Origin of the sequence: Neorhizobium sp. S3-V5DH (genome assembly GCF_004343065.1) — a bacterium.
GTDB classification, from domain to species: domain Bacteria; phylum Pseudomonadota; class Alphaproteobacteria; order Rhizobiales; family Rhizobiaceae; genus Neorhizobium; species Neorhizobium huautlense.
This window is the reverse complement of sequence record NZ_SMCL01000006.1, coordinates 79,933-103,804: the sequence shown is the minus strand read 5'-3', so window position 1 is coordinate 103,804 and position 23,872 is coordinate 79,933. Positions and strand designations below refer to the sequence as shown.

The 23,872-nt window shown below is 61.5% G+C and carries 27 protein-coding genes; 14 read left to right on the top strand and 13 right to left on the bottom strand.

Annotation, left to right across the window (positions count from 1 at the left end):
* Nucleotides 1-140: 140 nt before the first annotated feature.
* Both EDE09_RS11825 and EDE09_RS11820 read right to left on the bottom strand, forming a co-directional pair.
* On the bottom strand, nt 141-584 hold the full coding sequence (locus tag EDE09_RS11825) for a cytochrome c (protein ID WP_112802695.1): 444 nt from the start codon (nt 582-584) through the stop codon (nt 141-143).
* 165 nt (nt 585-749) lie between these two features.
* On the bottom strand, nt 750-1,382 hold the full coding sequence (locus EDE09_RS11820; protein ID WP_132410568.1) for a LysE family translocator: 633 nt from the start codon (nt 1,380-1,382) through the stop codon (nt 750-752).
* 133 nt (nt 1,383-1,515) lie between these two features.
* Here EDE09_RS11820 and EDE09_RS11815 point away from each other — a divergent pair, with 133 nt between their 5' ends.
* Entirely contained in the window at nt 1,516-2,208 is a 693-nt protein-coding gene (locus tag EDE09_RS11815; RefSeq protein WP_112802691.1) for a YafY family protein, read from the top strand.
* A gap of 30 nt (nt 2,209-2,238) precedes the next feature.
* Here the strand turns inward: EDE09_RS11815 and EDE09_RS11810 are convergent, their stop codons facing one another.
* A complete protein-coding gene (locus EDE09_RS11810) occupies nt 2,239-3,081 on the bottom strand; it encodes a metallophosphoesterase (RefSeq protein WP_132410566.1) in 843 nt (280 codons plus the stop codon).
* Between the two features lie 240 nt (nt 3,082-3,321).
* Nucleotides 3,322-3,924, bottom strand: coding sequence for a superoxide dismutase (locus EDE09_RS11805; RefSeq protein ID WP_112802687.1), 603 nt, complete (start codon nt 3,922-3,924; stop codon nt 3,322-3,324).
* 172 nt (nt 3,925-4,096) lie between these two features.
* On the opposite strand from EDE09_RS11805, the gene EDE09_RS11800 reads away from it, so the two are divergent.
* Entirely contained in the window at nt 4,097-4,420 is a 324-nt protein-coding gene (locus EDE09_RS11800; protein ID WP_132410564.1) for a hypothetical protein, read from the top strand.
* A 105-nt stretch (nt 4,421-4,525) separates the two neighbouring features.
* A complete protein-coding gene (locus tag EDE09_RS11795; RefSeq protein ID WP_112802907.1) occupies nt 4,526-5,257 on the top strand; it encodes a sulfite exporter TauE/SafE family protein in 732 nt (243 codons plus the stop codon).
* A 176-nt stretch (nt 5,258-5,433) separates the two neighbouring features.
* Here EDE09_RS11795 and EDE09_RS11790 read toward each other — a convergent pair whose 3' ends face one another.
* A complete protein-coding gene (locus tag EDE09_RS11790; RefSeq protein ID WP_132410562.1) occupies nt 5,434-6,321 on the bottom strand; it encodes a branched-chain amino acid aminotransferase in 888 nt (295 codons plus the stop codon).
* A gap of 300 nt (nt 6,322-6,621) precedes the next feature.
* Between EDE09_RS11790 and EDE09_RS11785 the strand changes: the two genes are divergently transcribed.
* On the top strand, nt 6,622-8,079 hold the full coding sequence (locus EDE09_RS11785; protein WP_132410560.1) for a phospholipase D-like domain-containing protein: 1,458 nt from the start codon (nt 6,622-6,624) through the stop codon (nt 8,077-8,079).
* Nucleotides 8,080-8,112: 33 nt separating this feature from the next.
* Here EDE09_RS11785 and EDE09_RS28140 read toward each other — a convergent pair whose 3' ends face one another.
* Nucleotides 8,113-8,280: a hypothetical protein gene (locus EDE09_RS28140; protein ID WP_165924158.1), complete on the bottom strand. Its 168-nt coding sequence runs from the start codon at nt 8,278-8,280 to the stop codon at nt 8,113-8,115.
* A gap of 38 nt (nt 8,281-8,318) precedes the next feature.
* Nucleotides 8,319-9,206: an alpha/beta hydrolase gene (locus EDE09_RS11780; protein ID WP_132410728.1), complete on the bottom strand. Its 888-nt coding sequence runs from the start codon at nt 9,204-9,206 to the stop codon at nt 8,319-8,321.
* 174 nt (nt 9,207-9,380) lie between these two features.
* Here EDE09_RS11780 and EDE09_RS11775 point away from each other — a divergent pair, with 174 nt between their 5' ends.
* The 3 genes from EDE09_RS11775 (at nt 9,381) to EDE09_RS11765 (ending at nt 12,258) form a co-directional block, all read left to right on the top strand.
* A complete protein-coding gene (locus EDE09_RS11775) occupies nt 9,381-10,103 on the top strand; it encodes a gamma-glutamylcyclotransferase (RefSeq protein WP_132410558.1) in 723 nt (240 codons plus the stop codon).
* A gap of 74 nt (nt 10,104-10,177) precedes the next feature.
* Nucleotides 10,178-10,837: a glutathione S-transferase family protein gene (locus EDE09_RS11770; RefSeq protein ID WP_132410556.1), complete on the top strand. Its 660-nt coding sequence runs from the start codon at nt 10,178-10,180 to the stop codon at nt 10,835-10,837.
* Nucleotides 10,838-10,935: 98 nt separating this feature from the next.
* Entirely contained in the window at nt 10,936-12,258 is a 1,323-nt protein-coding gene (locus EDE09_RS11765; RefSeq protein WP_132410554.1) for an alpha/beta fold hydrolase, read from the top strand.
* Between the two features lie 18 nt (nt 12,259-12,276).
* On the opposite strand, the gene EDE09_RS11760 is transcribed toward EDE09_RS11765, so the two are convergent.
* Together EDE09_RS11760 and EDE09_RS11755 are read right to left on the bottom strand one after the other, a co-directional pair.
* Nucleotides 12,277-12,612: a hypothetical protein gene (locus tag EDE09_RS11760; RefSeq protein ID WP_112802672.1), complete on the bottom strand. Its 336-nt coding sequence runs from the start codon at nt 12,610-12,612 to the stop codon at nt 12,277-12,279.
* A gap of 86 nt (nt 12,613-12,698) precedes the next feature.
* Nucleotides 12,699-13,592: a LysR family transcriptional regulator gene (locus tag EDE09_RS11755; protein WP_112802670.1), complete on the bottom strand. Its 894-nt coding sequence runs from the start codon at nt 13,590-13,592 to the stop codon at nt 12,699-12,701.
* A 157-nt stretch (nt 13,593-13,749) separates the two neighbouring features.
* Between EDE09_RS11755 and EDE09_RS11750 the strand changes: the two genes are divergently transcribed.
* The 5 genes from EDE09_RS11750 (at nt 13,750) to EDE09_RS11730 (ending at nt 17,539) form a co-directional block, all read left to right on the top strand.
* A complete protein-coding gene (locus EDE09_RS11750) occupies nt 13,750-14,943 on the top strand; it encodes an MFS transporter (RefSeq protein ID WP_132410552.1) in 1,194 nt (397 codons plus the stop codon).
* 22 nt (nt 14,944-14,965) lie between these two features.
* Nucleotides 14,966-16,003 carry an aldo/keto reductase gene (locus EDE09_RS11745; RefSeq protein WP_132410550.1) on the top strand — a complete coding sequence of 346 codons (1,038 nt, stop codon included), beginning with the start codon at nt 14,966-14,968 and terminating at the stop codon, nt 16,001-16,003.
* A gap of 102 nt (nt 16,004-16,105) precedes the next feature.
* Nucleotides 16,106-16,933 (top strand): aldo/keto reductase, encoded by an 828-nt coding sequence (locus EDE09_RS11740; RefSeq protein WP_132410548.1) that lies wholly within the window; start codon nt 16,106-16,108, stop codon nt 16,931-16,933.
* 119 nt (nt 16,934-17,052) lie between these two features.
* Nucleotides 17,053-17,331 (top strand): BrnT family toxin, encoded by a 279-nt coding sequence (locus EDE09_RS11735; RefSeq protein WP_132410546.1) that lies wholly within the window; start codon nt 17,053-17,055, stop codon nt 17,329-17,331.
* Nucleotides 17,285-17,539, top strand: a complete 255-nt coding sequence (locus EDE09_RS11730) for a BrnA antitoxin family protein (RefSeq protein ID WP_132410544.1) — start codon at nt 17,285-17,287, stop codon at nt 17,537-17,539. Before EDE09_RS11735 ends, EDE09_RS11730 begins: the two co-directional genes overlap by 47 nt.
* A 58-nt stretch (nt 17,540-17,597) precedes the next feature.
* Here EDE09_RS11730 and EDE09_RS28845 read toward each other — a convergent pair whose 3' ends face one another.
* From EDE09_RS28845 to EDE09_RS11710, 4 genes are all read right to left on the bottom strand, one after another.
* Nucleotides 17,598-18,992 (bottom strand): Ig-like domain-containing protein, encoded by a 1,395-nt coding sequence (locus tag EDE09_RS28845; RefSeq protein ID WP_132410542.1) that lies wholly within the window; start codon nt 18,990-18,992, stop codon nt 17,598-17,600.
* Nucleotides 18,993-19,159: 167 nt separating this feature from the next.
* A complete protein-coding gene (locus tag EDE09_RS11720) occupies nt 19,160-20,200 on the bottom strand; it encodes a magnesium transporter CorA family protein (protein WP_132410540.1) in 1,041 nt (346 codons plus the stop codon).
* Between the two features lie 227 nt (nt 20,201-20,427).
* On the bottom strand, nt 20,428-20,817 hold the full coding sequence (locus tag EDE09_RS11715; protein ID WP_105371760.1) for a hypothetical protein: 390 nt from the start codon (nt 20,815-20,817) through the stop codon (nt 20,428-20,430).
* A gap of 81 nt (nt 20,818-20,898) precedes the next feature.
* A complete protein-coding gene (locus tag EDE09_RS11710; RefSeq protein ID WP_132410538.1) occupies nt 20,899-21,918 on the bottom strand; it encodes a YihY/virulence factor BrkB family protein in 1,020 nt (339 codons plus the stop codon).
* Between the two features lie 109 nt (nt 21,919-22,027).
* Between EDE09_RS11710 and EDE09_RS11705 the strand changes: the two genes are divergently transcribed.
* Both EDE09_RS11705 and EDE09_RS11700 read left to right on the top strand, forming a co-directional pair.
* Nucleotides 22,028-23,596, top strand: a complete 1,569-nt coding sequence (locus EDE09_RS11705; protein WP_132410536.1) for a helicase HerA-like C-terminal domain-containing protein — start codon at nt 22,028-22,030, stop codon at nt 23,594-23,596.
* 59 nt (nt 23,597-23,655) lie between these two features.
* Entirely contained in the window at nt 23,656-23,865 is a 210-nt protein-coding gene (locus EDE09_RS11700) for a hypothetical protein (protein ID WP_112823783.1), read from the top strand.
* The last annotated feature ends 7 nt before the right edge of the window (nt 23,866-23,872 follow it).

The following is a 23,872-nucleotide window of genomic DNA, read 5'->3' as shown; positions in this document are numbered from 1 at the left end:
CAGGGCCGGCCTGTTGACAACGGCTCACGATGCGATGGGTGCTCGGCGGGAGGAAGTAACAAGGCGGTGATAATATTCAATATTTCGCAATAGACGAAGGGCCGGAACGGCGGAGCGGCTTGCAGCCGCCCCGCAAGCGGCTACTTCTTCACGCGATAGGTCTGGTGACAGTCGCTGCAGGTGCCTCCAAGAGCGTTCATCGCCGCGCCGACGCCGGCCTGATCGGCCGGGACGGCGGCCAGCAGCTTATCCGCTTCGGCAGCGAGCTTTTCCGCCTTGGCGTGGAAGTCCTTGGGGTTCTGCCAGACCGCCGGAGCAGCTTCCGTTTCCGAACCTGCTTCCGAGCCAGCAGGAAATTGATCGGGAAAAACCTTCATGGTCGTGCTGATGGTCGTCAGCGCCGCTTTTACGGTCTCGGCCTCGTACGGCTTCTGACCCTTGGCGATGCCGCCGAGCGCGCCGAGTGCGCCGCCTACGGCTTTCATCTGGCTCTGGCGCCGAACCTGAGGTTCCTCCTGGGCAATGGCAGCGGACAAACCAAGACAGCCGACAACGGCAGCGAGGGCAATCGATTTAAGTCGCATGAAAGACATTCTCCTCTTTGGCATCGAATCCGGGCGGTCTCTACGATGCGCCGCACCATGACCGTCCGGCCGATGACAAAGAAGTAACAAAACGGTGAGATCGCCTTAGGAATCAAATCTCTAGCTGGGGGCCGCTGCGGCGTTCGCTCCTCGGCTGAGCAGCTATCACCCCTTCAAGCCCTCCCACAGGGTGAGAAGCGAGACGCCGAGCAGCAGCAGGCCGGCGGTCCGCCCGACCCAGATGGTGGCGTTGCTGTTGCCGACGAGAAGCGTTCGAGCCCTGCCGGCCACCACTGCCAGCCCGCCATAGATCGCGAGTTGGGTCGCCGACGTCATCACCGCCATGACCGCTGCCTGCGGCGCGAGGGGACCGAAATCGGGGCGCAGGAACTGCGGATAGACCGCGAGCATGAAGAGATAGGCCTTCGGGTTGATAAGGCAGGTGACGGCACCGCGCCGGAACGCATCCCAGTTGGAGCGGGTGTCGGCAGGCCCTACGTGATCGACTGTGATGGAACTGCGGATCAGGCTGATGCCGATCCAGGCCATATAGAGCGCTCCGAGAATAAGGAGCGGCCTGAACAGCACCGGCATCAGGCTTGCCAGCAGTCCGACGCCGATTGCGCCGTAGAGCGAATGCACCAGCCCGCCCAGCATGATGCCGGCGGTGGCGGCAAGACCGGCAGTCCGGCCACGGGTGAGCGCATTGGCGAGCACGAAGATCATGTCCATGCCCGGCACCACGATGATGCCGAAGAGGAGGGTGAAGAAGAGCCAGAGGTTTTCCGTATAGGTCATGTCAGTTTCTCTTGTCGCACTTTTGGTCTCCGGAAAGGGGAAACCTTGTTTTTCAACCGGATATGAGGTCCTATACGTCAAGCCAACTGACAGCGTTCTGTCAGTTGGCGTCATTTCGGCGACAGGAAAAAGCATGCGCAAGGCGTCGCGCCTCTTCGAGATCATCCAGATTCTGCGACTTGCCAGGAAGCCCGTGACGGCGGCCGAAATCGCGGCGCAGCTCGAGGTGACTGTGCGCTCCATCTACCGGGATATTGCTGCACTTCAGGGGATGCGGGTGCCGATCGAGGGTGGGCGCGGCATCGGCTATATCCTTCGGCCGGGCTTTACGCTGCCGCCGCTGATGCTGTCGATCGAGGAGACGGAGGCGATCGTGCTGGCGCTGGCGCTTCTCGAGCGCACCGGCGACACCGGCCTCAAACAGGCGGCCAAGCAGGTGAACCGCAAGATCGCCGGAGTCGTGCCGCCGCCGCTCGCCGGGCTGTTTTCCGACAACGCGCTGCATGCCTGGGGTTCGCCGGCACCGGTGCCGGAAGCGGTCGACCTTGCCATGGTGCGCCGGGCGATCCGCGACGAGCAGAAGCTGGCGCTCGACTACCGCGACGAGCTGGGTCGGGCGACGGAGCGGACGATCCGGCCGATCGCGCTCATCTATTATTCGCAGACCGCCAATATCGTCGCCTGGTGTGAGCTTCGACAGGCGATCCGCAATTTTCGCGCCGACCGGGTGGAGCATTGCGGCCCAGCGGACGATTTCTTCCACGGCCAGGGGGAGAGACTGAGAGCCTTGTGGGTACAGGGCTGGACCGCATCGGAACCAGCCTGAAGCCTGTCGCGGTCCGCGGGATACTCCACATTAGAAGGAAAGCGTGCGGCTTTCCTCACGTCCATGACCGATAATCTCCATGCGGTCGGGAAAGATTTCGACGACGGCGAAGGTGTTTTCCGTCTCGGTATCGACCATGCCCTTAAAATTGATATACCAGGTCGTGCCGTCGCGGCCGAGATTTCCGGCATGGTTGTGGCCGTTCAGATAGGCCAGCACATTGCCCGAACGGGCAAATAGCTGGGTGAGCCGCTCGTGGTCCCAGAGGTTATGTTCGTTTGCCGGATAAAGCGGATAGTGCCCCATGACGACGACCTTCTCGCCAGCCGCATCGGCGCGTGCCAGCGTGTCTTGCAGCCAGGCGAACTGTTCCTCGCCGATGCCGCCGTTCCATTCCCTGGCGTTGATCGCGCCCGCGGCCTGCAGCGCCTCCAGCCGCTGCTGCGCCAAAGTATGGCGCGGATGGCCGCCCGGCGTCGAAAACAGACTCACCTCATTGCCGTCGATCACCACGAAGCGGACTCCGCCCCGGGAAAAATCATGCCAGGGCGCCGGCATGCCGAGCCGCGCGTGAACGTCGTCCAGCCGCTCCGGCGACAGGAAAAAATCGTGGTTTCCGGGGAGCAGGAAACTCTCGTGGCGCAGGCCCTCATAGAGCGGGAGAACCGCGTCGTAGCTCTCCCAGTCGCGATCGATGAGATCGCCGAGCGTCGCTACGAAGGATAGATCCTCATCGTTCAGAATGCCGATGGCCTGCTGAAGTTTGGCCAGGCTGTTGCGATAATACCGGTCAAGCTCCGCCCAGGGCTCGGCATCGGCATATTGCGGATCGGCGATGATGCCGAAGCGGAGAAGAGGTTTTTCGTGGGGCATGAAGCGGGAATAGACCGGCGTTAAGACAGGTATGTGACAGGTACGTCGATAGCGGGGACGCAGCGCCGCCGCAACAGTCAGAAGGCAAGTTCGTCGGGCGACTTCACCGGCACCTCGAATGGCCTGAAGTGCTTCAGGTTACGGGTGACGATCGTCAACCGCCCGGAACAAAAACACCCGGCGTTGGAAAACGCCGGGTGCGGTCATCGGGGTCAAACCCGAGGTGACGACTTTTAAAGGTTACTTCGCCGCCGCTTCGTAGCGTTCCAGCACGTAATCCCAGTTGATCAGGCTGTCGATGAAGGCTTCGAGGTATTTCGGGCGGGCATTGCGGTAGTCGATGTAATAGGAATGTTCCCATACGTCGACGCCAAGGATCGGCTCCGCGCCGTGCACCAGCGGATTTTCGCCGTTCGGGGTTTTCGAAATGACGAGCTTGCCGTCCTTGACGGAAACCCAGGCCCAGCCGGAGCCGAACTGGGTGGTGCCGGCGGCAATGAGATCGGCCTTGAACTTGTCGTAGCCGCCGAGGTCGCTATCGATCGCGGCCTGCAGCTTGCCCGGCAGCGAGGTGCCGCCACCGCCCTTCTTCATCCACTTCCAGAAATGGATGTGGTTGTAGTGCTGGGCGGCGTTGTTGAAGAGGGTCTGATGGGTGCCGAAGGACTTCTTGACCACTTCCTCGACCGAAAGGTCGCCCATGCCGGCTTCGGCCGCGAGCTTGTTGCCCGTGTCCACATAGGCCTTGTGGTGCTTGTCGTGATGGAATTCCAGCGTCTCCTTCGACATGTAGGGCGAAAGCGCTTCGTAGTCGTAGGGGAGTTCGGGAAGTTCGAAAGCCATTGTCTTACTCCTTTTCGGCAAACACCTTGAATAGAGGTCGTGCGGGAACATAGGAGTGCTGCGGCCAAGAGGCAACGGTGAACTTGCCAAAAATCAAGCAGATCAGGCCAAGACCTTGCGGAATTTAGGGCTTAGAAGAAAAGAGCCACATCACCGATTCGGAGCCCCCGCCATGACGTCTCGACTTGCCATTGCCACCCTCATGATCGCAGCCGGCCTCGCCCCCGCATACGCCTCCTCGGACGACGCGTGGACAGAGTTCTCAAAGGAGGTCGGGCAGAAATGCGAGGCCGCCGCCAAGGGCATGATCGAGGCCCCGAAAGCGGTCGTCGATCCCTTCGGCAGCGAAAAATTCGGCCTTGCGATCGTCACCGGCAAGGCGAAGGGCGCCAAGGTTCAGATCAGCCATATCTGCGTCATGGACAAAAAGACCAAGACCGTCGAACTCGGCAGCGAGCTGGGGCCGGACGTGCTCAAGGTGGCCCTGCCGAAATAAGGAGGGGCAATATGCTGGTTCCGCCAAACGGGAACCTTTGATCCTATCCGTGAATTGGGAGCGACCGCAGGCGATAAAAGAGGAGGCTGCATGCCGCTCGATTTCCTGACGTCGGACTTTCTGATTTTCATCGCCATCGGCTTCCTGGCGCAGATTGTCGACGGAGCGCTCGGAATGGCCTTCGGGGTGCTGACCACCACCAGCCTGCTCGCGGTCGGCGTGCCGCCTGCCGTGGCAAGCGCAATGACGCATGTCACCGAATGCTTTACGACAGCGGCCTCCGGGCTTTCGCATCTCTACCACCGCAATGTCGACTGGCGGCTTGTCGTGAGGCTGGCCCCGGCCGGCATGATCGGCGGGGCGATCGGGGCCTATATGCTCTCCAACATCGACGGCGAGGCGATCGAACCCCTGGTTTCGGCCTATCTGATCGCTGTCGGCCTGTTCATCTTGTACAAGGCATTTCAGCCGAGATGGCCGCGCGACGTGCGCGACTGGATCGTGCCCTTCGTGGGCGCCGGCGGCGGCGTGCTGGACGCCATGGGCGGCGGCGGATGGGGGCCGATCGTCACAAGCAGCCTGCTCGGCCGCGGCCACGATCCGAAAAAGGTGATCGGCTCGACCAATCTCACTGAATTTGCCGTCACCACCGTCATTTCGGCGACCTTCATTGTGGCACTCGGCTGGTCGGAGCTTTCCTCGGCCGTCGGCTTGATCATCGGCGGCGTGCTTGCCGCTCCGCTTGGGGCACTGATCGTCAGGAGGCTGCCGGTAAAGCCGCTGATGATCGCTGTCTCGCTCATCATCATCGGGACGGCCGCCGTTCGGTTCCTCTAGCGGGAAAGCGCGCTGGGGGCGGCCGCAGGAATATGGCAGGTTGGCATGATGGAAAACAGCGCCGAAGGTCCGAGCCGCCGCATCGATCGGCCGTGGCGCGCTCAGGCAGACGCGGACAGATCATAGAAGATGCGCTGACGTACGCCGACGTTCTCTCGATCCGTCGCCGTCCTTCCTCAGACGTCGTCGCCCGTCGTGGAACGCGCCCAGTCCATGTAGACCTCCAGCGCCTTGCGGGCGACCGGGCCTTCCTGCAGCTGGCGATCTTCGAACCGGTTGACCGGAACGATCTTGGAATAGTTGCCGGAGGTGAAGATCTCGTCGGCGTCCGTAAAGTCCTCGACGGTCAGCGTCGTCTCACGGACGTCGAAGCCTGCCTTCCGCAACAGCCCGATGACGCGCGAACGGGTGATGCCGGCAAGGAAGGTGCCGTTTGCGACCGGCGTCATCACCACCCCATCCTTGACCACGAAGATGTTCGACGAGGCGGTTTCGGCGACATTGCCGTTCATGTCGCGGGCAAGCGCATTGTCGAAGCCGCGGTTGCGGGCGTCCAAGATCATGCGGCCGCTGTTGGGGTAAAGGCTGCCGGTCTTGGCGGCGGTCATCGCCACTTCCGGGCTGGGGCGGCGATAGGGCGAAACGGTGAGCGAGGAGGGTTTTGCGGTGTGCATCGGCGCCTCGAAGAGGCAGAGCGCGAAACGGGTCGATTCCGGGTCGGCCGTGACGACGCTGAACGGCATGCCATGCTCGCTCCAATACATCGGCTTGATGTAGATCGCGGTCCTGCCGTCGAACTTCTTCACCCCTTCCCAGGCGAGCGCCTCGATTTCCTCGGCCTGCATCACCGGTTTCATGCCCATATTCTTCGCCGAACGATTGACGCGCTGGCAATGCAGATCGAGGTCCGGCGCGATGCCGTCGAACCACCGGGCGCCGTCGAAAACCGTCGAACCGAGCCACATGGCATGCGACGTTGGGCCCACGAGCTTCGGATTGCCCTCGAGCCACTCGCCGTCCACAAAGGTCCAGGTGGTGGTGCGGGCGGATGTATCGACGGCCATTGGCATTCTCCTTGAGGTTCTTCGAATTGCGAGCCGAGTGAAGGCCTCAGCCATCCGGAACGTCAAGGAGAAATTTGTCGACCTGCCAGAGCCGAACGCCCTGGCGTCCATGTCAGTTCGTTGAACTCACAATGCTTTTTTGATAGCCAGCACCGCAGCGAATGGAAGCATCACAAAAAATCATGCGATCTTGAGGGCGGACGGGACAGGGAACCTGGGAGCTGGTGACGCGTTCCCGCTCCGCCGCGCGCCGGGCAAACACCCTCCGGGCGGAAGCGGCAGGAACGGAACCGGCTGGACATGACCTCCTTGTTGACAGAAGGTGAAAGTTGCTGGCGGATTGCCCGCGCCGAACGGCTTTCGGTCATCATCGACGGAGCCGATTTCTTTCACTATGCCAAGCAGGCGATGCTCAAGGCGAAGCGGTCGATCTACCTGATCGGCTGGGATTTCGACACGCGCATCCGGCTGGAGCCCGGAAGAAAAGATGCGTCACGGCCGGACAAGCTCGGACGCTTCCTCAACGCGCTCGCCAGGAAGAACGACAGGATCGACATCCGGATTCTCAAATGGGACGTCGGCCTTCTGGCTTCGCTGACGCGTGGCGAAACGCCCTTCTACATTCTTCGCTGGCTTTTCAACGACCGCATCCATCTGAAGCTCGATGGCGCCCATCCACTGACGTCGGCCCATCATATGAAGCTGCTGGTCGTCGACGACCGCCTTGCCTTCTGCGGCGGCATCGATATGACGGCCGGTCGCTGGGATACGCAGGACCATCGCGAGGACGATCCGGCCCGGCGTTCTCCGATGGGGTTTGCAGAGGCGCCCTGGCACGACGCGACGAGCTGTTGTTCGGGACCGCTGGCGGCGGCCCTTGGAGAGCTTGCCCGCGAACGCTGGAAGATGGCAACCGGAGAAACGCTCGAACGGCACGTGGTGGAAAGCGACTCGTGGCCGGAAGATCTTGTTGTCGAATACGAGAATATCGACGTCGGCATCGCCCGCACCGCCCCGGAATATCTCGAGCGCAAGCAGGTCACCGAAATCGAGACCGCAACGCTCGCGATCATCGCCGCGGCGAAAAATACACTCTATGTGGAGAGCCAGTATTTCGCCTCGCGCCGCGTTGCAGAAGCCATGGCCAGGCGCCTCAGCGAACCGGACGGGCCGGAAATCGTGCTTGTCAATCCGGCCGGAGCGGAGGGCTGGCTGGAATCCAAGGCGATGGATTCAGCCCGGATACGCCTCATGAAACTCGTCCAGGACGCCGATTGCGGCAAGAAGTTCCGTATACTTTATCCCGTCAACGAGGCCGGCACGCCGATCTATGTCCATGCAAAACTGATGATCGCGGATGACCGCGTCCTCAAAATTGGCTCAGCCAATCTCAACAATCGCTCTATGGGTTACGATACCGAATGCGACCTCATCCTGGAGGCCAGGGAGGACCAGCCGGAGCTCCGCCAAAAAATTGCCGAGGAACGCGACGCGCTGCTCGCCGAACATCTCGGCTGCTCAAGGGAAGATGTACAGAACGGCCTTGAGCAGGCGAATGGGTCGATCCTCCGCGTCATCGACCTGCTCAATCGCGAGAAGGGCCGCGGCCTGCGCCCGGTCCCGATGCGCGAACTCACGCCGGCCGAAGAGCTTATGGCAGAATCCGACATGGCCGACCCGGAACGGCCCGCCGGCATGACTTACCGCGCATCCGCTTTCCTGCGGAAAAGGCTGCACCGGCCGGCAGGGTGGTCATAGGATCGGGGCAGATGCGAACTCTGCCGGCCTTCCTTACGGATCGCGCGGCGAAGGCGCGCCCCGCAACAGATTGGCATGGGAAGGGTCGGGAGCATCGAGCCGACTGTCGCCCTGAGGCCATTGGCCGGGGTCGTTCATCCAGACGATACTCAAAACACACCCGATCAGGATCAACAACACCGCAATAAAAAGCCAACGCATCAGTTCGGGAACTCCACTTCTCCGGGAATGGAAAGATTTCAGGCGGTATGGAACCGGCTGAGGAAGCCGCGGATCAGCGGCACGACTTCGTCGAGGTTGGTCTCCAGCAGCCAGTGGCCGCCATCGAGCAGGTGCAGTTCCGCCTTCGGCAGATCGCGCAGATAGGCCCGGCCGGATTTTTCCGGCATGTAGCCGTCCTGCGGCCCCCAGACGATCAGCGTCGGAGGCTGGTGATCGCGCAGATACTGCTGGTAACGGGGAAACCATTCGACGTTCTCGCGAAGCTTGGCGATGACGTCGATGGCAATCTTGCGCCGCCGTTCGTCCATCAGCGACCAATGCAGTTTCCAGAGGTCGGGCGAGATGCGCTCGGCAAGTTCCGGCCGCACCTCGTTCAGGAATTCCTCCCTGAACCCTTCCTCGCTCACCGCGTCGGCGATCTTCTGCCTCGCTTCCGCCGTGGGATTGCGCCAATACTCCTGGAGGCCTTCGTATTTCGGACCAAGAACATCCTCGTAGATATCGCCGTTCTGGATGACCAGCGCCGCGATGCGGTGCGGTTTCTTGATGGCCAGGCGAAGACCGATCTGCGAACCGAAATCATGGAGATAGAGGGCGAATCTCTGCAGGCCGAGTTTCTGGGTGAAGGTGTCCAAGAAATCGGCGAAACCGTCGAAATCGTAACGGAAGCCGTCCGGCGTGTCGGTATAGCCACTGCCAGGAAAATCCGGCGCGATGAGGTGCCATCGGTCGGCAAGCCGGGGCATCAACGCACGGAATTCATACGACGAACAGGGATAACCGTGCGGCAGAAGCAGAACGGGAGCACCTGGCCTTCCCGCTTCCCGATAGAAAATTTTCATACCGGCAAGATCGAGCCATCTGTGCTTGACCTGGATCTCGTCGAGGCCGGCGTCTGGGATCATGTCCATGATCATCCTCCGTGACGATATTATTTCGGCATCTTTCAGTCGGAAATAATCCGTGACCTTTACAGCAGAACATCTTGGCGGTGATGCGGCAGCGCGGCAAAACGGATTGACTCGGGACGGCAGCGACTGCACCGTTGCAGCTTCCGTCCCGCTAAACTGTCTGGAACCATGCCGAAGATCCGCAGGATGTCGCTCACGCAGGAACTGGTCGATCTCTGCTTTCGCGATGAGACCGACCCGGGCCCTCCGCCCTCCTGGCAGCCGATGACCGAGGAGGATTATGCCTCGCTGACGGATCGCCTGACGCAGGAAGTCGGCGACGGGCCATTGTGGATCTTCGCCTATGGTTCACTGATCTGGAAGCCGGGCTTCGATTCCATCGCCTCGCGGCGGGCAACCGCATTCGGCTGGCACCGTTCCTTCTCGCTCAGGATCGAGCGCGGCCGCGGCTCGCCCACGCAACCGGGACTGATGATGGTGCTTTCACGCGGCGGGCGCTGCGACGGCGTGATCTACCGGGTGGCCGGCAACGAAAAGCGGATGCAGATCGAAAAAGCGCTGCGCCGCGAGGTCAGCAATCGCGACAGCCTCACCTCGATGCGTTGGCTGCCGGTCAGGACCGAGGAGGGTGACACCGTGCGGGCGCTGACCTTCTGGGTCGGCGGCAACAGCCAGCGGCTCATTCGCCCGCTCCTGCCGCTTCACGATGTTGCGCCGGTTCTCGCCCGTGCCTGCGGGCACCGCGGGTCTTGCGCGGAATACCTCTACAATACCGTCGTGCATCTTGCCGAGTTCGGCATCTACGACCGTAACCTCTGGCGCCTGCAGGAACTGGTGGCGGAGGAAATCAAGGCGCTTCACGCCCAGACCCCGATTCGCGAACACGCATAACCGGTTGCATTGTCTAACCGGTTAGGTTATTCAGATACCGGTTTTACAGTGCAATCGGTTTGGGAGGCCGCAAAATGCGTCCAGTTCTCTATTTTCATCCGTTCTCGTCCTACTGCCAGAAGGTTCTGACGGCGGTTTACGAAAACGGCACCGCTTTCGACGCCCGTATGTTGGGACCTGAGGATCCTTCCGCCTATCAGGAACTCACCGCAATGTGGCCGGTAAAACGCTTTCCAGTTCTGGTAGACGACGGAAAACCTGTCTTGGAGGCGACGATCATCATCGAATATCTGGGAGTTCACTATCCCGGACCGGTGAAGCTGATTCCGGACGACTTCGATCAGGCGCTGGAGGTGCGGATGCTCGACCGGTTCTTTGACAACTATATTTCAACACCACAGCAGCGGATCGTCTTCAATGCCATCAGACCGGAAGATAAGCGCGATGCCTACGGCGTGCAGGAAGCGCGCGACATGCTGGATGCGGCCTATGGCTGGCTCGACCAGCGCATGGCGGGACGCGAGTGGGCGGCATGCGACCGGTTCAGCCTGGCCGACTGCGCGGCAGCACCCTTCCTCTTCTACGCTGACTGGACGCATGAGATTGCCGACCGCTTCGCCAATGTGCGGGCCTATCGTTCGCGCCTGCTTGCTCGTCCCTCATTTGCGCGGGCGGTGGACGAAGCGCGGCCCTACCGGCAGCTATTTCCGCTCGGCGCGCCGGACCGGGATTGACCCGGGCAGGTCCACCCAAAAGGTTGTCTTGACGCAGGAGAACTTGCCGTAGTTGTATTGGCCGTCATTTCTCGGCAAAGCGGCGCAAGGTGACTTCGATGCTCGATGGACTGTCTTACCCGGTGATCGTCGTTCCCGGAATCACCGCAACCTATCTCGACGATCACTATACGCTGCCGCCCGACAAGGTCTGGTCGGTAATCAATAAGGATTACGACCGGTCCGCTCTGCATCCGGACAACCTGCGCTTCGAGGCGACCGAACCGGCGCTGGTGCGAGGCGGCCAGCTCTTCGAGATCTGCTACCGGGAACTCATCGAGGAGCTGCGCTACAATCTGAGAGCGAGGGAGACCGAACCGGTGCCGGTCTATCCCTTTTCATACGACTGGCGGCAACCGCTCGACGATACGGCCGAACGGCTCGGCCGGATGATCGACGAGGTGATCGCCCGCACCTCGCTGATGCGCCACTACGACAAGAAAAACTACGGGGCCGATCCCAAGGTCAATCTTGTCGGCCATTCCATGGGCGGGCTGGTGATCACCAATTATCTGCGGAGATTCGGAAGCGCGAAGAAGGTGGCGAAGGTGGTAACGCTCGCAACTCCCTATCGCGGCTCCTTCGAAGCCGTGATCAAGATTGCGACGGGAACGGCAAATCTCGGCACCTCGCCGCCGAGTTCTCGCGAGCGAGAGGCGGCGCGCATGACGCCGTCGCTCTATCATCTCCTGCCGGATCTTCCAGACGCCATGACAATCGAAGATGCGTCGCTGCCGAAAACCCTCTTCGACCCCGCCGTCTGGCAACCCTCCATCACGGAAACGATCGCGGAATACATTCGTCTGCGCGGACTGAGGCAGGCGGACCGGCAGCAACAAGCACGGACGCTGTTCAAGGTCCTGCTCGACGACGCGAAAGCGACCCGTCAGGCGCTTGCCGAGTTCAAACTCGACGATACCTCGCTTTCAGAGGAGGACTGGCTTTGCGTTGTCGGCGTCGATGCAGACACCCGCGTCGCGCTGAAGATCGCGCAACGTCAGGGGCGTCCGGAATTCGAGTTCAGGAGCAGCGACCGGGACAACAAGTGGGGCAATGCGGATGACGGAATTCGGCGCCGGACGGGCGACGGCACCGTGCCCTATGACGGCGCCATTCCGCATTTCCTTCCACTGGAGCGGTTGGTCTGCGTTCGCCCGCACGATTACGGCTATTGGGAATTGACCGATCGGGCCGCCACCCAATTCGCCGGCTTCCACGGTATCCTGCCCAACATGGATATGCTGCACCGACTGATCGTGCGTTTCTTCAAGAAACAGCGGGATACGCATGGCAATACCTGGGGCTCGCCACCTGTCGGCGTCAGCAAGGAAAGCTGGCGGCCTCCGCTCGTCGGAGGCCTGGAAGCCAAGAACAGGGCATAGCCTTGCCGGCGATAGACGTCAGAAGCTGCTGTCGGTCGCAACCGCATGGCCGTGCATGGCGGCCCAGATCATCCGGACCTCGCGCCGGAGAACCGCACTGGGGCGCACGCCCCCGCTCGAATAATTGCTGTATTTCTGCCGATAGGCCTCGATGAAGGTCGTCACGGCTTCCATCACATCGTCGTGCTGAATCACCTTGCGGCGTAGCTCCTCCCGCTCCGAATGCAGTATTTCAAAGGTTTGGACCAGCAACCTCAGGTCTTCCATGGGGATGCTGAGATGCGGCCGCTCGGCGGAAGCGGCGCTGACTTCGGCGCGGAGACGGTCGAGGATTTCGTTGAGTTGTTCGGACATGGTCAGATTCTCCTGAGCCCACCGGATATCCCAAGAAAATCGGCCAAACCATGGCAGGAATGAGGCGATTGGGACACAGTGCGTGATCAAAGACGCGCCGCCAGGAAATCGATATAGGCGCGGATACGCACCGCCAGATGCTCGTGGCCCGCGTAAACGGCGTGGATTTCCTCTATATCCTCCGGGTTGAAATCCTCAAGGACCGGAATAAGTCGCCCCGCCTGGATATCCGGCTCCACATGGAAACGACCGACACGCCCGATGCCGAGGCCGGCAAGGCAGAACTGCCGGATGATGGAGCCACTGCTGGCCTTCAGGCTTCCCGAGACGGGGCGGATATCACGCCGCCCGGTTTGCGGATCACGAAACGGCCAGCCCTCCACCGCGCGGCGGAAATTGAAGTTGATGCAATTGTGGCGGGAAAGATCGGCCGGCGTTTCCGGCGTGCCGTGCCTTTGAAGGTAGCTGGGCGAAGCCATTACCACCTGCCGGCTTTCGCCGAGCTTTCTGGCCACCAGGGCCGAATCGCGCAGCGTTCCGTGGCGGATCGCGATATCCACCCGCTCGCGAATCAGGTCGACGACATCGTCGGTCAGCGTGATATCGAGCTGCACCTCCGGAAAGAGCTGCAGGAATTCGTCCGCCAGCGGAAGGACGTATCTTTCCCCGAAGCCGACCGAGGCATTGATGGAAAGCGGCCCGCGCGGCAGCATCCGCCCGCCGCCGGCCACGACCTCTTCGGTATCGGCGATCTCTGCAAGGATGCGCTGGGCGCGCGCCAGATACGTTTCGCCTTCCGGCGTGAGCTGCAGCAGGCGGGTTGAGCGAACCACAAGACGCGTTCCGAGACGGTTTTCGAGACGCGTCACGAGCTTGCTCACCGCCGACGGCGAGAGCTTCAGCTTGCGCCCGGCAGCGGAAAAGCTTTTCAGCTCCGCGGCGAGCGCGAAGACTTCCATTTCGCCGGCACGGTTGTCCATTGCTCATCACCTGTGACTTAAATTCACAAATGATTATCCGCTTGTGCGGCTACACAGGCAAGTCCTGGGTGACGATATTGCAGTGCAGAAGGCCTCCTGGTCATCCGGGGGCCAATGACCATCAACTCCTTTCTCCCAAGGACGAGGATCCAAGCCAATGCCTCTCGCTCTCTACGCGTTGACGGCCGGTGCCTTCGGCATCGGGGTCACCGAATTCGTCATCATGGGCCTGCTGATCGACGTCAGCAGCGACCTCGGCGTGTCGATCTCCGCCGCCGGCTTGCTAATTTCCGGCTACGCGCTCGGCGTCGTGGTCGGTGCGCCCATTCTCGGCGCGCTCGCCGGTAGGTGGTCGCAGAAAACCCTGCTGGTGAGCCTAATGATGGTGTTCACCATCGGCAATCTCGCCTGCGCGCTCGCACCCGACTACTGGACGCTGATGGCCGCGCGTGTCCTGACCGCATTCGCCCATGCCTCCTTCTTCGGCGTCGGCTCTGTCGTCGCCACCAGCCTTGTTGCTCCGGGCAGGCAAGCCTCCGCCATCGCCGTCATGTTCACGGGCCTGACGGTCGCAAACGTTCTCGGCGTGCCGTTCGGCACCTGGCTCGGTCAGGCCTATGGCTGGCGCTCGACCTTCTTTGCCGTGACCGCAATCGGCATTGTCGCGCTCGCAGTCATCGCGCTTCTCGTTCCGAAGGACAAGCCCTGCGAGGACAGGCAAGAGGCTTCACAGAGCGTGCTGGCCGTGCTCGGCCGACGCTCCGTCATCCTCGGCCTGCTGACCACCGTGCTCTCCTGGGTCGGCGTTTTTGCGGGCTTCACCTATATCGCGCCGATCCTGACCGGGATCACCGGCTTTTCCGAAGCCGCCGTCTCGCCGATCCTGCTCGTCTTCGGCGGCGGACTGGTCATCGGCAATCTCCTCGGCGGCCGTTTCGCGGACCGGCATCTCGTGCCGACGATCGTTGCGAGCCTCGTCGCGCTCTCCGCCGTCCTCATCGCCATGACCGCGGCGATCCACCAGCCGGTATTTACCGTCATCGCCATCGGTCTGTTCGGTGCTGCAGCCTTCGCCACAGTTTCCCCCCTGCAGATCTGGGTGCTTCAGAAGGCCGAAGGCGCCGGCCAGGGGCTCGCCTCCTCCTTCAATATCGCAGCCTTCAATCTGGGCAATGCGATCGGCGCCTGGCTCGGCGGCGCGGTGATCGACGATGGCCCCGGCCTCGGTTTTGTCACTCTCATTGCCGGGCTTGTCCCGCTTGCGGCTCTGGCCGTGGCGCTGATTGCCATCCGGCTGGACCGCCAGAACACCGATACGCCCGCTGCCGCGCTTGCCTGCCCCGCCGAATAGAACTTCAACAAGGATAGAAGCTATGGAATATCGCAATCTCGGACAATCAGGCCTTAGGGTGCCAGTCTTGAGTTTCGGAGCCGGCACATTCGGCGGCTCCGGTCCGCTCTTCAGCCATTGGGGCACGACCGATGTGGCACAAGCTCGCCGCCTCGTCGATATCTGCCTCGAAGCCGGCGTCAACCTGTTCGACACGGCCGACGTCTATTCGAACGGTGCTTCGGAAGAGGTGCTCGGGCAGGCGATCAAGGGCCGGCGGGACCAGGTGCTGGTCTCCACCAAGGCCAGCCTGCCGACCGGCGACGGGCCGAACGACTGGGGCTCCTCCCGCTCCCGCCTGATCGCTTCCGTCGAGGCCGCATTGAAGCGGCTCGATACCGATCATATCGACATCTTCCAACTGCACGCCTTCGACGCCTCCACGCCGGTCGAGGAAGTGGTTTCGACGCTCGATCAGCTCGTGAAGGACGGAAAGCTGCGCTATATTGGCGTCTCCAACTTCTCGGGCTGGCAGATCATGAAGTCGCTCGCCGCCGCCGAAAAACATGGTCAGACCCGCTATGTGGCGAACCAGGTCTATTATTCGCTGGTCGGCCGCGACTACGAATGGGATCTGATGCCGCTCGGGAAGGACCAGGGGCTAGGCGCGCTCGTCTGGAGCCCGCTTGGCTGGGGGCGGCTCACCGGCAAGATCAGCAGAAACAAGCCGATCCCGGCCGGCAGCCGTCTGCACGAGACCGCGGATTTCGGCCCGCCGGTGGATGAGGAACTGCTCTACCGCGTTGTCGATGCCCTGGAGGAGGTGGCCGTCGAAACGGACAAGTCCGTGCCGCAGGTGGCGATCAACTGGCTCGTCGGCCGACCGACCGTCTCTTCCGTCATCATCGGCGCCCGCAACGAGGAACAGCTTCGCCAGAATCTCGGGTCCGTCGGCTGGTCGCTGACGAAAGAGCAGGTCGAAAAGCTCGATGCGGCGAGCACGGTGACGGCTCCCTATCCGCATTTCCCCTATCGCCGGCAGGAAGGTTTTGCCCGTCTCAACTCACCGATTGCGGGGTAACATCCGAAAGGACGGAGGTTGATCCGGCAGAAAATCGGTCCATTTAATATGGGCCTTTCGTTTCAGGCCCGGCGCATGTCGGGCTTCCCACAGGAGTTCCAGATGTTCACAGTCAGCGCCAACGGCGCCAATATTCCAGCCCTTGGCTTTGGCACCTTCCGCATGCCCGACGAAGACGTTTTCCGCGTGCTGCCGGAAGCCCTGAAGCTCGGCTTTCGCCATGTCGATACGGCGCAGATCTACGGCAACGAGGCTTCCGTCGGCGAGCTCATCGCTAAGTCCGGAATTCCGCGCGCCGACATCTTTCTCACCACCAAGGTCTGGGTCGACAAGGTGGGGCACAACGCCTTCATCGCATCGGTCGACGAGAGCCTGAGGAAGCTGAAGACCGACCATGTCGACCTGCTGCTCCTCCATTGGCCGCAGAGCGAAATGCCGCTTGCCGACCGCATCGGCGCGCTGAATGACCTCGTCAAAGCCGGCAAGGTGAAGAATATCGGCGTTTCGAACTTCTCGACCCCGCTGATGGCCGAGGCCGTGAAGCTTTCAGATGCGCCGATCGCCACCAACCAGGTGGAGTACCATCCGTATCTGAGCCAGGCGAAGGTGCTGGGCGAGGCGCGCAAGCACGGCATGTCTCTGACCGCCTATTACCTGATGGCGGACGGCAAGGTGCCGAGCGATCCGCTTCTGAAAGAAATCGGTGCCAAACACGGCAAGACGGCCGCGCAGGTGGTGCTGCGCTGGGCGATCCAGCAGAAGGATGTCGTCGCACTTTCAAAGACCGCCACCGTTTCCCGCCTGGCCGAAAACTTCGACGTCTTCGACTTCGCCCTGTCGCTGGACGAGATGGAAGCGATCCACGGCCTCGCCCACCCGAACGGCCGTATCGTCAATCCGGGGCATCTCGCGCCGGAATGGGATAAGTGAGCATGCCCTATTCGCGACGATAAAATGCGCCGGCCCTCCGGCGCTTTTTTGTTGCAGAACCACTGAGACGCTGCATGATGAGATGAGTGGACTGCTTCTAATTTCTGTAGTAACAATAAATGGCTATTATATTCGATCAGGCAAAGCGGCTCTTGACCATGGAACGGCGGGGGCTTGATTTTGCCGAAGCGGACAAGGTTTTCGGCGGTCCGCATTTGACCGTCAGCGACGACAGGTTCGACTATGGAGAAAATCGCTATTTCACCATTGGTTTTCTGGAGGAGCGAATGGTCGTTCTGGTTTGGACGCCAAGGGGGGAGGATCAGCGTATCATCAGCATGAGGAAAGCCAATGACCGAGAGCAGAAAGCCTACGGCGCAAGACTCGCTGGACATTGAAGACGACGCGCCGGATTTGGCCGAAAGTCCGTGGGCCGAAAAACTCGCGGCAACCCCTGTCCTTCGGGGCCGCCCCAAGAGCGATCAGACCAAGATTTCGACAACAATACGGCTTGACGCCGATATCTTGGAGAGATTCAGAGCAGGAGGGCCAGGATGGCAATCTCGCATAAACGAGGCACTTCGCGATTGGCTGACGAAAAGGTAAAAGCTGCTGTCGAACCAGCTGCTTCCACGTCAGTTGGACATCTGTTTGAAACTTCGGCCTAGACGAAATAGAAGTCGTCCGCGGCAAGCATCGTGCCGCGGTTTACGGCAGCAAAGATGACCGCCGCTCCGTCGCCGGAGCCGTCAGCGTCGAACAGAAGACGACCGGAGCAGGCGTCGTAGATGATCCGGTCGCCCTCATCCAAAGCGCGTCTGCCCTCCACGAAGGCATCGGCATCGAGTGCTCCCGGTGCGGCCCCGCCGAAAACCGAACCCGCCAGCCGGAACATATCGTCGGCAGCGATGAAGTCTTCTATCCTGTCGCGGTTTTCCGGTGTGAGCGGTGCATCGAACAAGAAGGTGTCGCGTCCCTCCCCGCCGACGAGCACATCACGGCCGGCACCGCCGGCGAGGACATCATTGCCGGCGTCGCCGTAGAGGTGATCCCGGTCCGCGCCCCCCACGACTTCGTCGTTGCCCGCGCCGCCGTGCAAGCGATCGTTGCCTGTTCCGCCATCGAGCAGATCCCCGAACCGGCTGCCAGTGATCCGGTCGTCGTCGCCGAGTGCCGCAAGCAGGACCGGATGATCGCTTGCGTCATAGCTGAAGACATTTCTGGCATCGGTGAGCGTGATCTCTTCGGCGGGCGGTTCGATCGTGATCGTGATGGTCGCCAGATTGCTGTTGCCCTGGCCATCTGTGGCGTAGACGGTGAAGCTGTCAGTGCCGATGAAGCCGGCGGCCGGCGTATAATCGAAGACATTACCGTTCAGATAGGCGGAATGATGATGCAGGCTGCCGCCATAACTGCCCTGCGGGAAGGGATAATACCCTTCGTCGAATTGCGTCTCCTGCTCCAGCGCGCCGTGGTCCGGACCATCGATAACGATGAAACTCAGGAGATCGTAGTCGATATCCGAAGCACTGAAGCGGATGTCGATCAGGGTTTCGCCCGGTGAAAGCTGAAACTCCATGTCGTTGACGGTTGGTGCATGGTTGACGAAGGTGTCGGGCGCGATCGCGCCGCCTTCCAGAATGATCTGGTGCTCACCATACTGGGTGTTCTGGCCGCCATAATATTCGTTGGCGCCTAGCCAGGTCACGGTGATGTCGTCCGGGCTGGCCGCGGTGACCGAAATGACCTCGGTCGAGAGATAGGCGGCCTGGGCCGAAAGAGCCCGGATGAAATTGCCCTCGTTGTCGAAGACGAAGGTTTCGAGCGTCGTAAAAAGCTCCGTCCGGCCGTCATTGGTGAAGGTCGTGACGGTAAAGAAGCCGTCGAACACGTCAACGGAGGCAAGATCGACCCAACCGAAAGGAAAATCCGTGCGGGCGCCGACCGGTCCAAGCACGTCGCCATCGGTTTCAGTGATGTTGAAGAGGATCGCGTCCGGGCTCTGGTTGTCGGTGTCTTCCCATATCTCAAGCTCACTGCCGTTGCTCAAAGTGGGCATGGTCTCGTCCTTCGCTGTCGGGGAAACGGATCTGCAGATGTCCCAGCCAGAAGCGACATAGGCCGGCGGATGAGGAGATCAAGAAGCGGCAATCACGGCCGGACATTTGTTTCGTCCGGCCGCCACGTCGCTGGCGGTCGACGCTCTCCCCGTTCCGCAAAAGCCGGTCAGAGCCACCCTCTCCGCTTGAAATAGAGATAAGGCAGCGCCATGGAGACCACCATGGCGACGATTGCCATATGGTAGCCGTAGTGCCATTGCAGTTCCGGCTGATAGGCGAAGTTCATGCCGTAGATCGAGGCGACCAGCGTCGGCGGCAGGAAGACCACCGAGGCGACCGAGAAGATCTTGATGATCTGGTTCTGCTCGAGATTGATCAGCCCGAGCGTCGCATCGAGCAGGAAATTGATCTTGCCGGACAGGAAGGCGGAGTGATCGCCGAGCGAGGTCGCATCCCGCTGCAGCAGCTTCAGCCGCTGGCGCAGTTCCTTGGAAAGCTTGCGGTCGACGCCGTCGAGCGCCGCGTAATAGGCGACGGCGCGCGAAACGCTGACGAGGCTTTCCCTGACGACGGTGATGAACTCGCCCTTCTGTCCGACCTCGCGCATCAGGTCCTGCAGGTCGCGGGTCTTCTTGTTGGCCTTGGTCGCCTTGGCGCTGAAGACCTCCTGCGAAATCTGGTCGATCTCGGTGCCGAGCCGCTCCAGCGTATCGGCCATGCGGTCGATGATTGCCTCGATCAGCCCCGTCATGATGAGTTCGCCGTTGTTGCAGTGGAGCCCGGTTCCGTTCGGCTTGCGGGCACGCGCCATGAACGCGTCGAAAGGGCGCGGCTCCGAATGGCGGACCGTAATGAGAACCTGGCCCTTGACGATGAAGGTGACGGGCACCTTTCGCGGCGTGCCGGCATCCGGCCTGATCAGCACCGTCATGGTCATGAACTCGGCGCCGTCCTCCTGGTAGAGGCGGGCGGAAAGCTCGATATCCTCCATCTCGTCCATGGTCGGCACGGCGATGCCGAGGATCTCGCCGACGGTGCGCTCTTCTTCTCTCGTGGGATTGACGAGATCGTACCAGACGGGGGCCGGCTGCACTTCGGCCGGCAGATCGGACGCCAGGGCACCGCCTTCGACGGGAGTCGGCGCCACAACGGGCACGGAAGCAACCGGAACAAGGCGATCAAGGTCGTAGGCATGGATACGCAGCATGACGGCTCCTTTTTTGGACCATCGGTCCCTCCGGAGCGCGTATCCTTGATGAGAAGGATTAGAGCCCCGAAAAAACGGGTCGGTATATTGACGTCGAACTTCGACTGTCGGGGTTCATCTCTGTTTGTCCTTTGAAAGAGCGACGCCCGGACGGGCATCGCTTTGCGCCTGACATGGGCCTTAGACCGCCAGAAGTCAATGGCCTACCGGGCAGTCGCCCATCTGCCTCAGACGAACTGGGAAAGGCCCGGAACGGAGGCGACGACCGTGTCGACCACCTCGTCGCCGGCGTGCTCGCGGGCGACCGCCATGGTCTCCTTGGCGAGCCCCGTGATCTCGCCCATGCCAAGGCCCTGGCTCATCAATTGCTGGCCGAGCGCCATGACGCCGCCGCCGAAGCTCGCCATCAGGCCGCCCAGCAGACCACCGCCGCCGGCGCCTTCGCCGTTGAACTTGGCGACGAGTTCCGGCGCGCCGGGGATCGCTTCGATCATCTTCGCAACCGCGCCGTCATCGGCCTCGCGCTGCAGGAAACCCAGCATCATGCCGATCGCCTTTTCGGCGACATCGGGGGCAATGCCGACATTCTCGGCCACGCGGGAAACCAGTTCGTTCATCAATCTCTCCTCAGGTTTTGACGTTCACGTCAAGGTAATACACAGAGTCCTGGCCGAAGCCAACAGGCCGCCGGACCGATCTCACGCGTCTCTCGCCGGTTCGCCCACGGTGTCCGCCATATAAGCGCCGCGTGTTCCCATGGGCTCGGGCGGACCGGTGGTCGAATCGCGGGCGGTCTGATGCTCCAGCTCCGCGTTGATCTCGGCTCCGACGATGACGATGATGACCGAAACCCATGTCCAGACCATGAAGCCGATCAGCGCGCCAAGCGTACCGTAGGTCGCGTTGTAATCGGCAATATTCGCCAGATAATAGGAAACCGCAATGGAGCCCAGCAGCCAGGCAAGGGTCGCAAATGCCGCACCCCAGGTGAGCCATCTCAATTTGGCCGGCTCGCGGCTCGGACCGAAGCGGTAAAGTACCATGATGCCGCCGGCCACGAACAACATCATGATCGGCCAGCGGGCCAGGCGGATGATGATCTCCGTCCATTGATCGAGCCAGAGATAGCTGAGAAGTGCTGGCACGCCGCCCATGGCACTCAATACGATGATGGTTAGAACCAGCGCGCCGAGCGTGAAGAGCAGCGAGATGAAATTGAGCCGGACGAGGCTGCGCTTTTCCTGCTCCGCATAGGCGACGTTCATCGCCTCGAAGAGCGCCTTCATGCCGGCATTGGCGCTCCAGAGCGCCAATGCCAAACCGCCGATCAGAGCGATCGACAGCGTCGTGTTGCGCTCCGAGGTCAAGGCACGGAGCTGGTCGAGGAAGATGTTCAGCGCGTCCGCGGGCATGACCGAGCTCAGGAATGAGATCCTATCCGCGATCGCCGCCGGATCGGAGACGAAACCATAGATGGATACGAGAGCGCTGGCTGCCGGAAAGAGGGCCAGCAGGAGATAGTAAGTGACGCCAGCGGCAATCAGCATCACCCGATCTTCGTCGATCGCCGCGTAAAGGCGCCAGAAAACATCCTTCAGGCCGCGGGCCGGAATGTCGCCGGGGGTCTCGGCCTCCCTGCCCCTCCCGTCGACCGACCGAGAGGAGCCTGCAGCGCGCAACGCCTTTTCGGTGGAAGCCATGGATTCGCTGATGCTCATGTCTGCAGCCTCCCGCGCCATCGTTTGGCGGACGACTTTCCGTTGCCCGCCGCCGCGGCGCATCCTATAAACAGCTGGCGAACAACGCGGCGAGGGAGCGCATAGTTGCATGGACGAAACGGGAAAGCTCTTCATCGGCGGCAGCCGCAATCCGGATGATTCGCTCAACAAGGCGGAACATCTAGAACTGAAATTCGGCAACCGCCACGGGCTGGTGACCGGCGCCACGGGCACCGGCAAGACCGTCACCCTGCAAATCCTGGCTGAGGGTTTTTCGAAGGCCGGCGTTCCGGTCTTTGCAGCCGACATCAAGGGCGATCTTTCCGGTATCGCCGCCAAGGGCGAGCCTAAGGATTTCCTCCTGAAGCGAGCCGAGCAGATCGGTTTTGCGGATTACGAGTTCGAACAGTTCCCGGTGATCTTCTGGGATCTCTTCGGCGAAAAGGGCCACCGGGTGCGCACCACGATTGCCGAAATGGGGCCCCTTCTCCTTTCCCGGCTGATGGATGCATCCGAGCCGCAGGAAGGCGTCATTAACATCGCCTTCAAGATCGCCGACAAGGCGGGCCTGCCGCTGCTTGACCTCAAGGATTTTTCGTCGCTCCTGAACTACCTGGCAGAAAACGCCTCCGAATTGTCCGGTCAGTTCGGCCTTATCTCCAAGGCTTCCGTCGCATCGATCCAGCGAAGCCTGCTGGTGCTTGAACAGCAAGGCGCCGAACACTTCTTCGGCGAACCGGCGCTCAAGATCACCGATGTGATGCGGGTAAACCCGAACAACGGCTATGGCCAGATCTCGGTGCTTGCCGCCGACAAGCTGATGATGAACCCGAGGCTCTACGCGACCTTCCTGCTGTGGCTGCTTTCCGAGCTTTTCGAGGAACTGCCGGAAGTGGGCGATCCGGAAAAGCCGAAGCTGGTCTTCTTCTTCGACGAGGCGCATCTGCTCTTCAACGACGCGCCCAAGGTACTTGTCGAACGCGTCGAGCAGGTTGTCCGTCTGATTCGCTCTAAGGGCGTCGGCGTCTATTTCGTCACCCAGAACCCGCTGGATGTGCCGGAGACGGTGCTTGCGCAACTGGGCAACCGGGTGCAGCACGCGTTACGTGCCTACACGCCGCGCGAACAGAAGGCGGTGAAGACGGCGGCGGATACCTTCAGGCCCAATCCGGCCTTCGACTGCGCCACGGCGATCACCAATCTCGGCACCGGCGAAGCGCTGGTCTCGACGCTCGAGGGCAAGGGCGCTCCCTCCATGGTGGAGCGCACGCTGATCCGTCCCCCTTCCGGGCGCATCGGGCCGATCAGCGACCAGGAGCGCCAGCTGGTCATGGACAAGAGCCCCGTGCTCGGCCTCTATGACGAGACACTGGATCGCGAATCCGCCTTCGAAATGCTCACTGCCCGCGCCAAGGTGGCTGCCGATGCGGCCGCCGCGAAAAAGGCCCAGGACGAACTCGCCCCCTCCCCGCCCGCAGGCTCCGGCGAAACGACCGGCTGGACGCTGCCGGGCTTCGGCACCGACAAGGACGACGACCAGAGCCGCGCCCAGCCGCGCCGCTCCGGCTACCAGCGCGAGACGCTGGTCGAGGCGGCCATGAAAAGCGTCACCCGCACGGTCGCCACCCAGCTCGGCCGGGCACTGGTGCGCGGGATTTTGGGGAGCTTGAAGCGGTAGAGGCAAGGGATACAACTGCGATCGAATCTTGTTGCAAATCCCATGTCTTCGAGATCCTGGTGCAGAAGGTCGTGTTCAACCCGTCCGTTCTCAACAAGGCCTATGACGAGACCTTCCCGAACCGGCCGCAGAGCCGCAAGCTCAGGCTGTTCTATTGGTCGATCCGCGGCGAACGGCAGCAGGAAGTCTGGCAGCCGCCGACAGATCAACGAACCGCGCCGGAAGCGAACAAGCCGGAGCCGGCCAGTTCTCAGCTTCCCAAGCAATGAGTTTCTG

Bases quoted from the DNA above. Each gene is read 5' to 3' on its own strand.
- EDE09_RS11770 (WP_132410556.1), top strand. From the start codon at position 10,178: ATGCGTCCAGTTCTCTATTTTCATCCGTTCTCGTCCTACTGCCAGAAG.
- EDE09_RS11730 (WP_132410544.1), top strand. From the start codon at position 17,285: ATGACCGAGAGCAGAAAGCCTACGGCGCAAGACTCGCTGGACATTGAA.
- EDE09_RS11775 (WP_132410558.1), top strand. From the start codon at position 9,381: ATGCCGAAGATCCGCAGGATGTCGCTCACGCAGGAACTGGTCGATCTC.
- EDE09_RS11750 (WP_132410552.1), top strand. From the start codon at position 13,750: ATGCCTCTCGCTCTCTACGCGTTGACGGCCGGTGCCTTCGGCATCGGG.
- EDE09_RS11755 (WP_112802670.1), bottom strand. From the start codon at position 13,592: ATGGACAACCGTGCCGGCGAAATGGAAGTCTTCGCGCTCGCCGCGGAG.
- EDE09_RS28140 (WP_165924158.1), bottom strand. From the start codon at position 8,280: ATGCGTTGGCTTTTTATTGCGGTGTTGTTGATCCTGATCGGGTGTGTT.
- EDE09_RS11720 (WP_132410540.1), bottom strand. From the start codon at position 20,200: ATGCTGCGTATCCATGCCTACGACCTTGATCGCCTTGTTCCGGTTGCT.
- EDE09_RS11745 (WP_132410550.1), top strand. From the start codon at position 14,966: ATGGAATATCGCAATCTCGGACAATCAGGCCTTAGGGTGCCAGTCTTG.
- EDE09_RS11765 (WP_132410554.1), top strand. From the start codon at position 10,936: ATGCTCGATGGACTGTCTTACCCGGTGATCGTCGTTCCCGGAATCACC.
- EDE09_RS11825 (WP_112802695.1), bottom strand. From the start codon at position 584: ATGCGACTTAAATCGATTGCCCTCGCTGCCGTTGTCGGCTGTCTTGGT.
- EDE09_RS11735 (WP_132410546.1), top strand. From the start codon at position 17,053: ATGGCTATTATATTCGATCAGGCAAAGCGGCTCTTGACCATGGAACGG.
- EDE09_RS11710 (WP_132410538.1), bottom strand. From the start codon at position 21,918: ATGAGCATCAGCGAATCCATGGCTTCCACCGAAAAGGCGTTGCGCGCT.
- EDE09_RS11800 (WP_132410564.1), top strand. From the start codon at position 4,097: ATGACGTCTCGACTTGCCATTGCCACCCTCATGATCGCAGCCGGCCTC.
- EDE09_RS11705 (WP_132410536.1), top strand. From the start codon at position 22,028: ATGGACGAAACGGGAAAGCTCTTCATCGGCGGCAGCCGCAATCCGGAT.
- EDE09_RS11780 (WP_132410728.1), bottom strand. From the start codon at position 9,206: ATGATCCCAGACGCCGGCCTCGACGAGATCCAGGTCAAGCACAGATGG.
- EDE09_RS11790 (WP_132410562.1), bottom strand. From the start codon at position 6,321: ATGGCCGTCGATACATCCGCCCGCACCACCACCTGGACCTTTGTGGAC.
- EDE09_RS11785 (WP_132410560.1), top strand. From the start codon at position 6,622: ATGACCTCCTTGTTGACAGAAGGTGAAAGTTGCTGGCGGATTGCCCGC.
- EDE09_RS11820 (WP_132410568.1), bottom strand. From the start codon at position 1,382: ATGACCTATACGGAAAACCTCTGGCTCTTCTTCACCCTCCTCTTCGGC.
- EDE09_RS28845 (WP_132410542.1), bottom strand. From the start codon at position 18,992: ATGCCCACTTTGAGCAACGGCAGTGAGCTTGAGATATGGGAAGACACC.
- EDE09_RS11815 (WP_112802691.1), top strand. From the start codon at position 1,516: ATGCGCAAGGCGTCGCGCCTCTTCGAGATCATCCAGATTCTGCGACTT.
- EDE09_RS11805 (WP_112802687.1), bottom strand. From the start codon at position 3,924: ATGGCTTTCGAACTTCCCGAACTCCCCTACGACTACGAAGCGCTTTCG.
- EDE09_RS11760 (WP_112802672.1), bottom strand. From the start codon at position 12,612: ATGTCCGAACAACTCAACGAAATCCTCGACCGTCTCCGCGCCGAAGTC.
- EDE09_RS11810 (WP_132410566.1), bottom strand. From the start codon at position 3,081: ATGCCCCACGAAAAACCTCTTCTCCGCTTCGGCATCATCGCCGATCCG.
- EDE09_RS11715 (WP_105371760.1), bottom strand. From the start codon at position 20,817: ATGAACGAACTGGTTTCCCGCGTGGCCGAGAATGTCGGCATTGCCCCC.
- EDE09_RS11740 (WP_132410548.1), top strand. From the start codon at position 16,106: ATGTTCACAGTCAGCGCCAACGGCGCCAATATTCCAGCCCTTGGCTTT.